This window comes from Novosphingobium sp. HNCC26DJ243, assembly GCF_057180545.1.
This window is the reverse complement of the sequence record NZ_JBXUGN010000007.1, coordinates 17,779-33,283: the sequence shown is the minus strand read 5'-3', so window position 1 is coordinate 33,283 and position 15,505 is coordinate 17,779. Positions and strand designations below refer to the sequence as shown.

Genomic DNA, 15,505 nt, shown 5'->3' with positions numbered 1-15,505 from the left:
CTCCGGCCGGAAACACTTGCGTGATTCGCAGGTCCATCAGCAGGGTCGCCAAACCGGGAAACTGATTCCATAATGGCTGCAAATCGCGACCTTGGAGGTAGCGCAGGTGACCCCCGGTATCCGCAATATTCGAGTGTGCTTGAGCCAGCAGTGTTTCAACCTGCTGGCCGACGCTATGTGCGCATATTCCAAACGAACCGGGCGTTTCCAGACAATCCGGACGACAGTCCAGGCAGCCTGTGAAGGCATTGGAAGTAAAGACGTTTCGCGAGAGGATGTGGAGACGTTCTTCAGCGAATACTCCGTTGATGGTGATGTCGCGGTTTGGCTCGAAATAAGACCGGCATGGGCAGCGCAGTATGATTCACTTCGTGAACAGGTAAAAAAATTTTCAGGAAAGCAGGGCGCGGATAAGATAATGGTTCCGCTAACGGTCTTTATCGCGACGCGGGAAAACCTGATCTAGAGGCATGAGTTACCGGCATGCGACTACTTTAGCCTCTTGACAGTCTATGGCATCCCATAGAACTTTTGTCATGGGAGGGATGGAAAATGCCTCACATGAACTTGACGCCTGACACGGTATTTGCACCAAAGCTGCTTTCTCGAAGCGAGCCCTTGTTTGCCTTTGCCTGTTCCAAGCCCGCGGCATGCGAACAGGAACAGTACAAGCTGTTGATCAATACAGAGCTAGCCCGGCAAGGGACCTTCTGTGCCCATCTGGCCGACCGTATCAACATGCCACGCACGCGAATGCACAAGATTCTCAAGCAGGGCAGCCCGCTCTCCGACAGCTTGCGAGATCAGATCTTTCAGGAAATGGGAATAGATCACGTCCGCGCAAAGATCAGTGTGGCTCTGCTTAATGATCACGCCGCATATTTCGACCAGGCGGTGTTTCTTGCTGCTGAAAACCTGAAGGGTTTCTTTTTTGAAGCCAAGACAGCCCAGCGTGGGTCAATCGAGATCGAGATTCGGCCGGCTGTCGTCCACCAGGCCGCTCGACACACGTATGACCTTCTTGTCGTACATCAGACGCGCGTGCTGCAATTTGACCACAACCTGCAACGGTAACTCGTACCATAGCTAAGGTGCCCGGCAGGAGCGGACCCACTTTGACATCAGCGGTGACCAGATCTCGCTCGGCCGATCGTTTCAGGGGAGGCTGCGTCGGTCCGGCTGCGGAGCATTCTCTCGCGAGGGCGTCCAGCCGTATCCTCCGCGGCGACTTGCCGTCTGCGCCAATGCTTGAAAAGTCGAGCTCACAGTGGTCTGGCGCGTAAGCCGCGCCCAATTTCTGGTAATGGTACGAACATAGGTGATTGTCTCCGGGATCGCGGGAAGCAATCCCGCAGCCAACGATCTTCGTTCCGGTCCGGCGTTATAGGCCGCCAGCGCAAGATCGATCCGCCCGAAGCGCTCAATCTGCTGGCGAAGATACCGTGCCCCTGCTCGCATGTTGGCCTTTGCATCAAACGGCAGCCTCAAACCAAGAAGGCGCCCTGTCTCCGGCATGATTTGCATCATGCCCTTCGCCCCGGCGCTACTGACCGCTTGTGCGTTGTAGCCGGATTCCTGCGCAATCATTGCATCAAGCAAGAGCACTGGTACGCCCGCTTCACAGGCGATGGCCGCTACTGTGGCGAAGTACGCTGAGCGACGGGTTTCGACGGCGGGCGGTAGCCACCCCGCAGGGGTATAGCCATATGTCGAACAACCGGATTGGCGAAACCGGTCGGTGGCAAGGCGTTCATCATGCAGGCGTCGTTCAAAACCTCGCTCACGCACGCGCACTGCCGAGGCCCTGATCGTTTCGGCTCCCGCAGATGCAAATGATTGGCCAAGCGATTGCAGATGGAGGCGAAGCGCTGTTTCCAGCGGACTCTCCAAGATTGTCCCGGTAATGTTCGGCCCGGCCACTTGGTCAAACCGCAAAAGCGTCACCTCGCGCGCATCGGCGGGCGATACTGACACCCACGCCAGATGCATCACAATCCAATATTTGCAAAAAGTCACGCAAGCCCCCCGATCGGGCGGGCTGACAAGACCGGGGACGCGCAATACCGCACCAAGCAAAAACTGCAGGTTGAGTCAATTGCGAAGGGTCGGGGCCTCAGCGACGAGACTACGCAAGGATGTAGTTCATCGAAACAAAAGCGAGCCTCGAGATCAGGGACCGGAGTGCCTGGGCTTATTGCTGAACCGTGGCCTTCTTGCGACCAAGTCCGATAGCTTTGGCGATCTCCCTGCGCTTTTCGGCATAGGCCGGGGCAACCATGGGATAGTCTGCAGGAAGATTCCAGCGAGCCCGATATTGTTCGGGCGTCATATTGTAACTTGTCGCAAGATGCCGTTTAAGCATTCTGAGCTTCGTGCCATCTTCCAGGCAAACGATGTAGTCCTTCTTCACCGACGATCGGATGGGAACGGCCGGTTCCAGCACCATTTCTTCTGCAGATGCATTGCCCTCGACGCCGGCAAGTGCCCGGTACACATTCGCGATGAGGGTCGGAAGGTCGCCAACCGCGACATTGTTGTTGCTCACGTGCGCCGAAACGATATCCGCAGTGAACATGATTAGCGCGTCGGTCTTTGCCTCTTGCTTGACAGCCATATCCATTTCTCCGCTTAATTTCATCGCAATCGCAGGATGCTGATCTTTGGGCTCAAAGTCCAGACGTTGATTGAATATGGCCGAATGACATTTGGGATTGGCAGGGCGCGCGCCAAATGGTCATTGCGTTCGGACAATACTTTATTTGTTAGCGGTAATCCGACGCAAATGCGGCAGCGCAACCGGGGTGTTCAAAGTAGGCACGCTCGACAACAGGCGGCGTGTCCATCTCGCGGTCGACCTCAGCGGCAGTCGAGGGCACGTGCCCTTGCTTGTACCTGCTGGCTCTGGCCTCTTTTCTGCCCCAAGCTGGCTTTTGCCGAACATTTTGCGCCGGGCGGGCTTGACGGTCAATCTGGCAAGGTGGTCGGAGCCTGAGGGAATTGAACCGCATTGCCAATCAGGAGCCGCCTCAGGCAAACGCAAGATGGGAAGCACGCCTATTTTCCTCGCGCTTGCAAATTCTTACAGGCCGAACGCAAGTTCCGGCAACGGCAATTCGTAACAGATGCAATTAGATTCGTGCATCGCTGTTAACAAAGTGATTAATCACAATGACAAGTGGCAGAATTATGGTTAACCTAGCTTGCAGGTATACCATAGCGGGCGAGTGGTGTCGGGGCATGGATCAGATTCTGAGAATGCAGCTCGCCACTGTAAGCCGCATTCTCAGCAATTTGCTCGAGCCGAGTTCGGATGACTTTCAAGACAGACCATGGCGCCAAAAGAAAAATGCATTGGCGGCGGCTAAGGCAATCCGGGCGAATCTTGTCGACCGCGAGCAGCAGGTGGCATTCCTCCCCTCGTGCAATCCTGGTTGGCGCATTCTCGTTGAACTTTATATTGCACAAGGCGAAGGCAAGCCGTTGAGTATATCCGATGCCGGGCATGTATCCGGCATTCCCATTGCTACGGCTTTGCGATGGCTGACCTTGCTCCAGGAACACGATATGTTGGAGCGACTTCCCGATGTCAGAGACCGTCGCCGGTACTGGCTCAGCCTTTCCCCCAAAGGACAAAGCATTGTCGAGATCGCCGTGCTGAATCTGTTCGAAAACATGGCTAGCGTTGCCGCCGTGAACACCTAGCCGGATTTGGCTGGCAAACTCCTTAGAATTTTCGGCATGTTCGGCTCCAGTACGGGTCGTGGGCAGGCGACTTGCAGCGCATTGAGCGCTCGCAGGCACCTTCGTTTTGACGATTGCGACATCCGTGGGTGCAAAGCCCTGGTTTGACCGCGCCAGTAAAATCGTACCCCGTCCGTCGGTCGCAATGCTCACCACATCGAGCAAGCATTGACCCTTCCCACATCCCGAGACACTCGGATTTCAACCTGTCGCGTGATCAATCGTTATCGACCGGCCCGACAGCCCGTTTTGCAAGCCCAGAGCCTTTGCTGCCTCAATGCCGGGCTGCCGATCGACCGACCGCGTCATCGGGGAAATCCCCATGCCCCTCCGAAATCGCGACAAAAGCCGCATCCAGATGCGCTGCAGCCAGGAACAGCTGGTGCCGATCGAGTGCATCTCTGGCGACTTCGATCAGGCCCAGTATGCCTTTCAGTTCGCATCCGCCTGAAAATGCAATGATTTCAAGTGAAGATTTCATAGGTCAACCCCGAATGCACAGTTTGCCGAAGGTCCGATTTGCCGAGGGTCCAATTTGGCTGTTGGCTACTAGCCAATCCTGTCTTCAGGTGAAATGAATAGTCGATTCAGGCGACTGACAAGTTTGTAAATAATTGTAAATTTTTCGAGTTGGCGCGAACAAATCCGGTGCGCTGTTTGGGTCGATCGTGGGAAATCGGTATTTCGCGTTATGGAGAGGGACACCATCGTGGCGAGGTATTCGCTGGTTCTGGAACACTGCCGTTCCGTTACGGACCCATCCCTTGCCATGGGCATGACCCCATAAAAGGAGGGGCAACGGGCATTGCCGAGTGCTTAATCCCCCGATAGGGAATCATCGATAAAAATGGCCCTCGAATGACAAACCATTTAACCAAGCAGGGAACCGTGGATCGGCGAATAACGCGCGCGTGCTTTCGTGCTGCTGCAAGTGCTGCAGCTTTTGCAGCGAGCATATGGGCTGCGCCAGCCTTGGCAGCCAACTGCTACGTGGCCTCAGCGCAGGGCTCAACTGGGCCTGCCGATTACGGCACTTACTGCTGGATCGATTTTTCCACGTACAACGACACCCAGGCGCGTTCTACGAGCGGCCAGGCATTCAGCCTCGTTTTGCAGGACGGTTCGACCCTTGCTTTCCGCATGAAAGTAACCGGTGCAGCCATAAATGCCGCTTCGTCACCATCATGGAGTGGATCGGCCGTCGGCAATACCGCCTTCCTCGGGGTTGCGGGACGTCCAATTGTCTACCAGACGGCTGCCGGTACCACGACAGTCACCTTCTCCGGCATCAGTGTCACGCCGCCTGCCGGTGTGCAGGCAGTGACACAATACATGTTTGTTGCCGGTGACGGCGAATCGTCCAATGGTGGTGAAAGCCTGTCGTTCCAAACCAATGGGACGCCTTGGACCTTGTTGGATCAGGCAGGACCGATAACCGGTTCTGTCTATCCACCAACAACAGGGCTGGGAACGCAGACATTCACCGAATCCGGTGCCAACGGTACGGTTGGTGCCTATATTGTCGGATCAAGCACACCGACAACGGTGACGACCACCCTGGTCGGCGGAGGTCTTCAGGGGGCGATGTTTGCCGTACGCTTCGCGACAATCCAGCTCAACACCCAGATTGTCGGCGCACGTATCGATGCGTCCGACCAGTTCACGTTTTCGATCAATGCCACTGCGGGCGGCTCGCCGCTCTCGAGCGGAACGTCGACCGGTTCCGGGCTGGGCCCCTTCGCCGCGGCCTCGCTTGCCAGTACCTCGGCAGTGCCGGTGACCCTCATACAGTCAATGGCAAGTGGAAGCGCGAGTGCGCTAGGGCAATATCAGACAAAGCTTACGTGCAGCAATGCCTCCTCGTCTTCCACGCCTATGCCCAATGGCGTCACTACAACATCCTTTAAATTTGGCTCACTGCAATACGGTGACACAGTTGCATGCAACTTTGTCGAGACCGCCTTTCCCCATCTGCAGCTTACAAAGGCGCTGGGAGGGAACCGGCGTTATACCAACGATCAGTTCATCATGACCATCAATGACGGTGCGACGACGGTTGCAACGACGACGACCGCAGGGGCGAGTGCGACAATCTCGAACGGCAGTACGCAACTGGTGCAGGTCACTGCGGGCAAGTCTTATGCACTGGCAGAGATAGGCTCGGGAACCACAAGTCTGAATGAGTACACAGCGTCCCTGAGCTGTGCAAATGCCAACACCAGCTCTTCGACCTCCTTGCCAAGCGATCCCGCGACCGCCACCGTCACGCCGACAATGGGCGATGTGATCCGATGCACGATCACGAACACTCCTTTGGCGGCAAACGCCCGACTGACAATCGACAAGACGGCAACTCCCCTGTCGGATCCGGTCAATGGAACTACCAATCCCAAGTTCCTGCCAGGCGGGCTGGTTAGGTACACCTTCACTGTCGCAAACACGGGCAGCCGCACGGTTTCATCAGGGTCGGTATGGCTGATCGATGCCCTGCCGTCACGGGTCTGGGTTGGTAATGCTGCTTCGCCGACCTTCTTAAATGGCTCGCCTGCGAGCGGGCTGACATTCACGGCAGCCACCGATCTTCGCTTCTCCAACGCAAGCAGTGCGCCCGCCTCGTTCGCAGCCTGCACCTATACGCCGGTGCTCGACTACGATCCCGATGTTCGGTTCGTCTGCCTCAATCCCAAGGGAACCATGGCCGCCTCGTCTGGAAACCCTCCAAGCTTCAGCCTCAGCATTACCGCAAAGGTTAATTAGCCCTGGCATCGAGACTGGCAAGTAGCAGAGCTGGATCGTCGGTGATCACGCAAATCCCGTGGTCCTCGCAAGCAAGGTTTGCGGTCCGTCCCGTAGATTGCCGCCGGCCTTCAGAAGCCGACACAGTCTTAGGCTGGAAAATGCCGCCGGCATCGAGCATGGCATGAGGCTGCTCACTCTCGTGGGAGTGGGCGCTGGCGGCAAAGAGGACGCACTAAGTCGCACCGGCGTGCTTGACGCTCTCCCTTGCGGCAGCCGGGGTGTGGCGTGAACGCGGGGCCAGCGATCAGCGTGGGTTGCGATGCTCGCGCGGATCTGGCCTTCGTTGCAGTCATGCACCTTGGTGCGCGACTGCCATGGCGGCGGGTTATTCCGGCGGTCAAGGTCTGGTTGCAGGAGACAAGGCGTCCGGGCTGAAGATTGGTCTGCCCTCGCCTCTTTGCCAGTGTTGCCTCAGGACGTCGGCAAGGTCAGGGCTGCATCAATGCCCACTTGCGCGGCGCACAGCATTGCCGGTCAGGACCCCAGGCCGAGAAATCCAAGGGTGGAAGTGTCAAATTTGGCCTTGAGAGCGACAAAGACGCCTTGCTGGGTGTTGCGTGAGGCAGAAAAATCCCGGTCTCGAAAGCCTGTGAAATTGAATCCGACAATTGCGAGAACGTCGCGCGCTGGCACGATCCCGATCGTCGGAGCTAGCGCAAACTGCGTTACTCCGTCGCCGAGCATCGTGCGGATCGTGGCGCTGCCACCGATCTCCAGGCGCGAACCAATTCCAATATGAGCGTCAAGTCCGCCCAGCAGCGCGGTGGCAGCCAAATCGTAGCCCTGATAACTGTCAAACGTGTAGCGAACCGCGCCAAAAACGCCGATTTCACTACGCTGCGCGTAGCCTTCGTCATTTCGGGTCCTTGGTGACAGGTTTAGCGATACGCTGCCGATCACCCGGTCGGAACTGGCGTCGCCATCGACATCAAGCGCGGACGAGCCGGCAGCACCTGCGAGGCCATTCAAGGCACTCTTGACGCGATCCCGGCGAAACTCGAGCTTTGAAAGCAATGCGACAGGTCCGTCTGCCGGCCGGTGTGCAACAGCCACGGCCCCGTCGAGCACCTGTGACGACGTTCCAAAGGACCCGTTTGACTGGGTCCAGGTGATACCTGAGCCAAACGCCGAGCCATTGCCCAGTTGCCGGATTGCACCGAAGGTGACACCCCGGCGGTTGGCGAACTCCCCGTCGCGCCACTCGCTACGCGTGCTCACGGTCCAGAGGTGCGCGCGCCAGCTTGCTCCGAAGGTGACGGCGGTGAAATCTTCCGTGATTGTCCCGTTCTGGCCGAGGAATCCTCCGCTGGACGCAGGATGCTGAAGATTGAGAACGGCTTCCCGACTGATTCCGCCAATCGCCTTGTTGCTGTCGAGCGTTGCGTCAACGGACAGGTGGCGCGTAACCTCCAGCGACTGCGCCATTCCGAATGCCGCGAAGCTTCGGCTTCCCAGTTCTGCAATGTCCTGCTTGCCGAGTGCAGACACGATCCGTGCGCCGCGCCATGGCGAAACTTCAAGGCCAGCGCGGGCCATTCGGGTGTCGGTCCTCGCGCCTTTGGCGATTTCATAACTGCCTACCAGCTTGACGTCCGACGTCAGCGAGTAGCGCAGCGACAGCGCATAACGCGAAGGCTGGTCGACAGATTGCGTCTCCCCCAGTCCGATACTGGCGCTGCCCTGAACTTCCAGTCTGTCGTCGAGCAGCTTGCGGCTGACCGCCCCGTCCAGGGTGGTGGACATAGCGACGGTGCCATCGGCAAGGCGGTCGCGCATGGTCGAGAACCCACCGCGGAAGGTATCCTGACCCTGACGATACTCGGCCACGACCTGTCCGGCTTCGCGATGTGAGGTATCTGACAGGCTCTCGTCTTTCCAGACGGTCGCCCCTACCGAGAGATCTTCGGTTAACCGGTAGCGACCGTCGACGCCGATCTTGCGGCGGCCCTGCTCGACCCCGTTGGTCTGGCCGACGCCATATCCGGACTCCACGGAGCGTGCATAGGCAAGCAGATCGGCCCGACCATCATGACGTTCGATTTCAACGAGCCAGGCCTTGCGCATGGCTCCGCTCCGGCGGCTTGCGGCCAGTTCTGTCCGGATTTCGGTCGAGGCGTCGATGCGGCCTTTCAGATCTAATCCGGCCATCGTGGTCCGCACACCGTTCCCGGTATCGGTCAGCGCAGTCGCGCCGATACGAAGCTTTCCATTTGCAAGAGTGCGGTCCACGCGCACGCCAGCATTGATCGGCCCTCCGGCGGAATTCTGGTCGATTTCATAGTCGATGATGATGAAATTGGGGTTTTGCGCGAAATCCCTGCTCAAGACCGGCGCTTTGAAGGTGATGGTTCCCGCCAGAAGATCGATGTTGTAGTCGACAAACCGGGTCAGTGTCTGGCTGTTGAGAATAACCTCTGGCCGAAGTCGATCACGCGTTTCCAGAACCACGATCTCGCTGTTGGCGATGATGCTGCGGCTCGCGAGCTGATAGGGACCAGTAATGCCCGCACCCTGGATTTCGTCGCGTTGATGTGCAGATGCAATCCGGGCGGCAAAGCCTTCGGCGTGCCATGTGCCGACCTGCCCTTCGGCCTTGATGCCGGTTGCCACACGCTGGTAGCGGGTAAGAAGGGTATCGTTGAAGCCGGCCTGAAAATCGCCAAACAAGGCGTAGAAGGCGCGGCTTTCGACCCGCAGATAGAGCTTTTCCCGGCTTGCTGCGTCGAAGCGGCGGCTCGAGCCGTCTGCGAAAACTGTATAATAGGCACGTGGATCAATCATGCCCAGCAGGCGCTGGTCATCGCGCTGCTTGCCGCTGTCATAGGCAAGCGTGAGCAGGGTCGAGCCGAGGACACGGCCTTTGGCATAAACCGCCACCCGTGCGTCGTTGCCGAGATCGCTGTCAAAATGGCCACTGCGTTCCATGGCGTCAGCGATTGTCTTGGCGCCGACCGAACCTTCGGCCAGGCCGACGAGGGTCCATTCCTGATCCCCCGGGACGACCCATGCGTCCAGCGTGCGCTGGCGGCGCTGACGGCCATCGGCGAAATTGAAGGTGAGCTGGAGCGCACCACTGACCATCGTTGGGGCCAGTTCGATCAAGGCAACACCGTCATCGCCCTTGACAGTCCAGCGCGGCGTTCTCTGACCAAATCCGGTCAGTGCACGCGCCTGCAAGGCATCAAGTGTTTCGGCGCTTTCATAGGGCGCGCTGAGTTGAAGTTCGCCTGACACCCCGGCATGAACCGGGCGACCGTCGCGGTCCAGCATCCGCACCGCGATGACCGGCTTGGTGCGGCCGTCGGCGACAAGCTTGGTCCGTTCAGCGACCAACGACGCGTCAACGGCAACCGAGGAAAAATGCACATCGCGGGTCAGGCGTTCGGTGACCACTCCGTCCGGATTGACGATCTCTGCAACGAGGTGGCCAACCTCGCCTTCGATCGGAATGCCACGCCACATGCTGACCACCCACGCGCCGTTTGCCGATTTCTTCATCGAGTCAAACGCGACGGCCGGTACGGGATGGCCATCTATTGAAAGGCGTACTTTCTGCGCAGGTGCATGCCGGATCACCACGCGGACCGCTGGGGCCCGCGGGTTGTGATCGGGTCCCGGAAACAGAAACGCAGGGGGGCCGTCACCAAGCGTGAGCCAGTCGATATCGGCACCGGCCGACTTGCGATCTGCGCGCGCGTTATCGTCAAGCTGGTCGGCGGTGGGCGCCTCGCCGGGCTTGGCTGCAACAGGTGGCGGCATGTCGGAAGGCATCTGCCGAGCATCGTCAAGGCGACGATGGGCAATGTGCTCGGCCAATTCGGACATTGCCGCCTCGGGCAATTCGGCGAAAAAATCTGCAACGGCCAGGCTACCACCCTGCCCGGTCACAAAGCGTGATGTCGCACTGCCGGCGGTCCGTGTCGAACGTGAGCAGTCGGTTAACCGGCCACCGTCGGGAAGAGTCTGCGCAATGACGGCGGCGACGTGATTGCCAGGGACGAGCCCATCGAAGTGATAGCGACCATCGGTATCGGTTACGGCGAAGCTGCCGTCTTCAAGCATGACGCGGACGCCGGGAATTCCCGAATGCGGACCAGCCACGGTGCAGCCTCCTGCAGTGACCCGGCCGATCAAGGTCATCCGTCCGGCGATGGTATCAGGATCGATGGCTACCACTGCACTGGCAAAGCTGCTCAAGCCGCGCTGATCGGTGACTTGGGCCTTATTCACGGCCTGTCCTGCAACTGCAGAGGGCAAAACCGTCATAGCATAGGTAACAGACCGCTTGCCGCCAGGAGCAATCTTGCCCAGCTGCACGGTGATCGTATGACCGTCGGCGGCGAGTGCAACCGTACCCGGGGCCGGCACAACACCATCAACGCGAAGAGAATCCACGCGCAGCCGGAGCGACGCAGGAGGCCGATCGATGACCGTCACTCCAAGCTTTGCATGGCCGGCATTTTGATTGGTCGCAATGACCTCGTAGAACACCACGTCGCCAGGTTGAGCCCGGTCGCGCGAGGCAGACTTGACCAGGCCGACCGCGACTCCCGGCCTGTCCAGCGGTACGTCTATCTGCAACGCGCTCGCGCCGGTCAGCGTGAAGGCCTTGCCATACGAGGCATCGGTAATCTGGAGTGCGTCCCCGTCAGGTTTGGTCATCCCGAGCAGATGCCCCGACGTCGCCGTCGAGGGCGAGGCATATGGCTGTGGCGCCTCGACAACAAGACGATAGCTGCCCGGCGGAGCAAATGGGAAGCGGTACTCACCGGGCGAGAGTTGGTAAACTGCGCCTGCGCCGTCCTCGACTGTTCCACCTGTAGTTACAGTCGATGGCCAGACCGTGACGCCGTCCGGCGCGAATACCTTTGCCGGCCGGCCGCTGGCGGCATCAACCATCGTGACCCGAGCGCCGTCTACCGCGGTTCCATCTTCGCTGTCGAAGACAAATCCAAACGGATCAGCAAGCACTTCAAGCGCGCCGGTGACCATTGGTGTCAACATGCCTTCGGAGCGGATGGCAATGGTCACCTTCTCACCGCTCGAAATTGACAAGAAGCAATCATGATCTGCAGGCGTCGGGCGCAATGAGCGTGTCGGCATCGCTCCAATAAAGGCACCAGTATCGACCCCGGTCTCACGGACCACGATGGCTTCAGTGTCACCACCGCTGGTCGTTATGTCCGCCAGTAGCGTATCGAGCGCATTTGGGTTGCGATTGGCGCCCGGGGCAAGGACACGGAAGTAGACGGTATCTCCGGCATGGAGCGCTTCGGTCTGAATGACATTTGCACTCAATGTGCCCACCGATTTGGTGGTGACGCTCTTGCCTGCAGGCGAAAGGCCGCAAGTTGAAGGATTGTAAGTGATCCGACTGGCACCGTCCCCGCCCGGCACGAACATGCTGATCGTGATTGGGTGATGCGTGACGTCGAATACGACTGCATTGGATGTTGTAGCGAAATGGCCCTTGCCGTCGCTCCATGTCGCCTGCGCTGTATTTGCAATCGACTGCGCGTCAGCCGTCGGGGTCAGGACGGAGGACACAGCCATGACAAGAGCGGTCCAGGCCGCTTTGAAACTGGGGTGTCGAAGCATCCTGGTTCGCAAGGTCCCGGCGGCCGACAGCAGGATGCGTTGCCGCCTCCCTGCTGATCAAGACCTGTCCTCAGTTGATCGTGGCGCGGAAGCGCAGGGTTTCGGTCGCGCCTGCTGCAAGATCGGCGAGCGTGCCAGTCACCGTGGCTGACCCGGCAGTGAATGTACCACCAGCGGACCCGTCAGTGTTGCAGGTATAATTCGGCGCTGTCCCGCTTGCGGTTCCGTTGAGAAAAATGCCGTAGCTCGGAACATAGCTGACGGTGCTGGGCAGGACGTCGGTGACTGTCAGGGTTCCAGCAGTCGCAGCACCTGCCGCATTCGCGACCACGATGCAGTATTCCAGAGTCGCGCCAGGAATAGCCTTGGGCGATGAAGTCCCGTTGATCGGATCGTTGACCAGCGTGCTGATCTTGGTGATCGTCAAAACCGGAGCGGCGACCGTATAGTCGCCTTTGGCAGCATACCTGCCATCGCGTGATGCGTCTCCACCGTTCCCTGCCACGTCAGCAAAGACAGTGTCGATACCCGAGGTATTGGCGCCGGTGTTCTGGGTGAATGCAGTGCCCGCACTGTTGCTCGCGCCGCCGGTTGCGGCCTGAGCTGTTAGAATGATGCCTGCGACCTGGCCGTTGGTCTGTTCGATCGGAATATCAGACACGACAAACACCGTACGGTTGGTATCAGGCAGGACCTCGTCGAGATACGTGATCTGAAGATCGCCTGCGTTGAACGTGCCGTCGCTGTTGGTGTCGGCGTAGATTTTCACGTTGGTCGTGTCGAAGATGTCAGTTCCGCCGTGCGCGGCAGTGCCTCCGCTTTGCTGGGCCGCGGTAAGCAGGAAATCGACAGTGTCGTTCGACGTGTTGGTCAGGACATATTTGATCGCCGCCGCACTCTGTGCTGGCGATACAGATGTTGTCGCATCCGAGGCAATCGTGAGGTTTATCGACCGATCAACCGTGACCGAGTTCGAGGCCGTCTGCGCCGTTTGCGACACGCCGCCGACCTTGTAGTTGACCGTGACGGTGTTGACGATCACCGTACCCGCAGAAGATCCGGCTGCCGCGAGCGCTGTGCTGGAGGCAAAAGCGATCGCTCCGGCTGCGGTAGCAGCCAGCAGCTTCAGGTTGCGTGGCATAGTATTCCCCCTCTGCGTTCAGTACGCGCAAGCTGCACGGCTCAGCGCACGACTCCATGGTATTGGACTGCTCCCGTACCGCCCGGCGCAATTGCCGCGACAGTCCAGCGGACATGCGTCACATCGGTGGCCTGTGCTGCGCGTTCACCGCCCTGCCCGTCAGCAACTTTGAGCGTGTCAATGGGCCCCCAGGTCTTGCCTCCATCGACGGAGACAACAGCGCTGGTCGACTCGTCGGTGGCATAGATGACGCCTTGCGGCAGAGGGTTGGTCACCACGAAGTTGTTGACCGCCTGCCTGCCATTGTTCGCGAAATTCGTGATGAATATGAGCTTGTCGCCGGGGACGACTTTCTCGGGAATCACAAGAACGTGGCGCTCCATTCCGTTCTCGTTGACGACCTTGTCCTGCTTCACTTCGCCGTTCAATACGACGCTCTCGGGCGCTGCAAACGCTGGAGCAGACACCAGCAGCAGACCTGTGGACACGATGCACGCGAATGTGACTTTGTTCATGGTTCATCTTCCCGAATGACGCGACGTGAGAGGTGCAACAAGGCACCCGCTTTAGTTGGTGCTGTTGATCTTGACCTGGAAGGTGACAGCCTTGTCGGGCGAACCTCCGGCCATGTTCCCCAATGCAACATCGATCCCGGCCGAGCTTGCCTCGCCGGCATCGCCATCCGAACCGTCGGACAGAGACGTGGTCCCGATCTTAAGAGATCCCGCCTGGTACGAGGTGCCGGCAGGGATGACGTCAGTGACATGCAGACCTTCGGCCGTGCCAGTGCCGGTGACATGCGCAACGATCCGGTAGGTCACGACCGCACCAGGCACTGTCGAAGTTCCTCCGAACTGGTCGGCGATCACGGCCGTCTTGGTTAGGGACACTGCAGCAAGGCTGGCGATGACAGAGCCAAGTGCATTTTGCGTGGCACGCGAAGAACCGACAACGGCATCGACACCGGTCACCCCTTTTCCAGCGAACACGGTACCAGGCGTGCCGGATCCGATGATGGAGGTCGCGGTCAGACGCAATTGGCTCGTCTGTGCGTCGGACGCGCCGTTGGGCAGGCTTACGACAACAAAAACCTTGAGCTTGCCATCAGCGGTCATCGACGGTGTAGCTGCCGAGCCGGTCACAACGGCATCTATGCCAGGATCGTACTGGCCATTGGCATTGCTGTCGACAGCGACGGTCTCGATGGTTCCGTTGAAGGCATTGCCGGAAACCGCTGGGTCGACAAGTAAATTGAAACTATCGGCACCATTGCCCGTGTTGGTCACTTCATAGGTCAGCGTTGCCGCTGTCGAAGTAGCCGTTACCGGCGACGTGTCCAGACCTGCGACAGCAACATCGAGCAACTGGTCGACCTTTACTTCGACTGTGTTCGACTGGACGCTGCCTGTGGCTGTGCCAGAGTTGTATGTCGCAGACGCCGTATTCTGGATGAGCGTCCCGGCGGCCACGCCGGCGGCATAGGCAGGGCCCGCGACAAGGGTTGCAAGGGTCAGAGTGCTGACGGCGAGAAGGGTGTGGTGCTTGTTCATGGCAAGCGTCGAATAGATCATTGGTGGTTAATGAATGGTAATATCCTTAGCAAAATTACGTATCGATGATTAACCCGTTCAGTGCACTCACGACGCAGGGTTGTAATCCTTGTCATAATGGTTTTAATTCTCGCCGCTATCCTGACTATCTGATTATCACCCAAGTACATGAGCTTTATAGAAAATTTTGATGGATTTTCCAACTTCGCCACTGGCGTGACATGCCGCATGTCATGAGCGTGAATCGCGCTTCCGTACATGGACTGAAAGTAATCGCTACTATAGTCCAAAGGTATGATTTAGCGCGATATTTTTGCGTCCACGTGCAGGTAAACGGAGCTCCCCGTCACGCCTCCGATGATGTGGTCGTGGACGCATCGCCAGCAATCTCCGACATTGGGCGCGACCTCATTCCTGCGCAAGGCTCGCGCTCGCATACGATGTTTGGTGATCGCAACGCGTCATCGGCGCCTAGATCGTAGCGCGCGACCGGTCAGTGTCTCATTTCCTGTGTCTTGCAGGACAGTTCGAGTCGAAGGTCCACCTCAAGTGCCAATTTACGCCTGTGATGGCGTGCAATTCAAAGCGCACGATCAGGGCTTGCCGACACGCAAGTGCGCGAGACGCCACAAAGGGTGCTCGTCAGCTTCAACAAGCGAGTGTCGCGTGAAAACGC

Annotated in this window: 11 protein-coding genes; 4 read left to right on the top strand and 7 right to left on the bottom strand. The window is 58.6% G+C overall.

Annotated elements, in window-relative coordinates; genetic code table 11:
• Nucleotides 1–106 precede the first annotated feature (106 nt).
• Together AC2A04_RS16455 and AC2A04_RS16450 are read left to right on the top strand one after the other, a co-directional pair.
• Nucleotides 107–466 (top strand): hypothetical protein, encoded by a 360-nt coding sequence (locus AC2A04_RS16455; RefSeq protein WP_484213452.1) that lies wholly within the window; start codon nucleotides 107–109, stop codon nucleotides 464–466.
• A gap of 95 nt (nucleotides 467–561) precedes the next feature.
• A complete protein-coding gene (locus AC2A04_RS16450) occupies nucleotides 562–1,074 on the top strand; it encodes a hypothetical protein (RefSeq protein ID WP_484213451.1) in 513 nt (170 codons plus the stop codon).
• 81 nt (nucleotides 1,075–1,155) lie between these two features.
• Here the strand turns inward: AC2A04_RS16450 and AC2A04_RS16445 are convergent, their stop codons facing one another.
• Nucleotides 1,156–2,016, bottom strand: coding sequence for a lytic transglycosylase domain-containing protein (locus tag AC2A04_RS16445; RefSeq protein ID WP_484213450.1), 861 nt, complete (start codon nucleotides 2,014–2,016; stop codon nucleotides 1,156–1,158).
• 175 nt (nucleotides 2,017–2,191) lie between these two features.
• Nucleotides 2,192–2,614 (bottom strand): Ros/MucR family transcriptional regulator, encoded by a 423-nt coding sequence (locus AC2A04_RS16440; RefSeq protein WP_484213449.1) that lies wholly within the window; start codon nucleotides 2,612–2,614, stop codon nucleotides 2,192–2,194.
• Nucleotides 2,615–3,237: 623 nt separating this feature from the next.
• On the opposite strand from AC2A04_RS16440, the gene AC2A04_RS16435 reads away from it, so the two are divergent.
• Nucleotides 3,238–3,702: a hypothetical protein gene (locus AC2A04_RS16435; RefSeq protein ID WP_484213448.1), complete on the top strand. Its 465-nt coding sequence runs from the start codon at nucleotides 3,238–3,240 to the stop codon at nucleotides 3,700–3,702.
• 313 nt (nucleotides 3,703–4,015) lie between these two features.
• On the opposite strand, the gene AC2A04_RS16430 is transcribed toward AC2A04_RS16435, so the two are convergent.
• Nucleotides 4,016–4,222, bottom strand: coding sequence for a hypothetical protein (locus AC2A04_RS16430; protein ID WP_484213447.1), 207 nt, complete (start codon nucleotides 4,220–4,222; stop codon nucleotides 4,016–4,018).
• 491 nt (nucleotides 4,223–4,713) lie between these two features.
• Here AC2A04_RS16430 and AC2A04_RS16425 point away from each other — a divergent pair, with 491 nt between their 5' ends.
• A complete protein-coding gene (locus AC2A04_RS16425) occupies nucleotides 4,714–6,498 on the top strand; it encodes a CshA/CshB family fibrillar adhesin-related protein (protein ID WP_484213446.1) in 1,785 nt (594 codons plus the stop codon).
• Nucleotides 6,499–7,014: 516 nt separating this feature from the next.
• Here the strand turns inward: AC2A04_RS16425 and AC2A04_RS16420 are convergent.
• The 4 genes from AC2A04_RS16420 to AC2A04_RS16405 all read right to left on the bottom strand — a co-directional run bounded on the left by AC2A04_RS16420 (nucleotide 7,015) and on the right by AC2A04_RS16405 (nucleotide 14,850).
• Nucleotides 7,015–12,093: a hypothetical protein gene (locus AC2A04_RS16420; protein WP_484213445.1), complete on the bottom strand. Its 5,079-nt coding sequence runs from the start codon at nucleotides 12,091–12,093 to the stop codon at nucleotides 7,015–7,017.
• A 115-nt stretch (nucleotides 12,094–12,208) separates the two neighbouring features.
• A complete protein-coding gene (locus AC2A04_RS16415; protein WP_484213444.1) occupies nucleotides 12,209–13,279 on the bottom strand; it encodes a hypothetical protein in 1,071 nt (356 codons plus the stop codon).
• 41 nt (nucleotides 13,280–13,320) lie between these two features.
• Nucleotides 13,321–13,794 carry a hypothetical protein gene (locus AC2A04_RS16410; protein WP_484213443.1) on the bottom strand — a complete coding sequence of 158 codons (474 nt, stop codon included), beginning with the start codon at nucleotides 13,792–13,794 and terminating at the stop codon, nucleotides 13,321–13,323.
• A gap of 51 nt (nucleotides 13,795–13,845) precedes the next feature.
• Nucleotides 13,846–14,850: a hypothetical protein gene (locus AC2A04_RS16405; protein WP_484213442.1), complete on the bottom strand. Its 1,005-nt coding sequence runs from the start codon at nucleotides 14,848–14,850 to the stop codon at nucleotides 13,846–13,848.
• Between the last annotated feature and the right edge of the window lie 655 nt (nucleotides 14,851–15,505).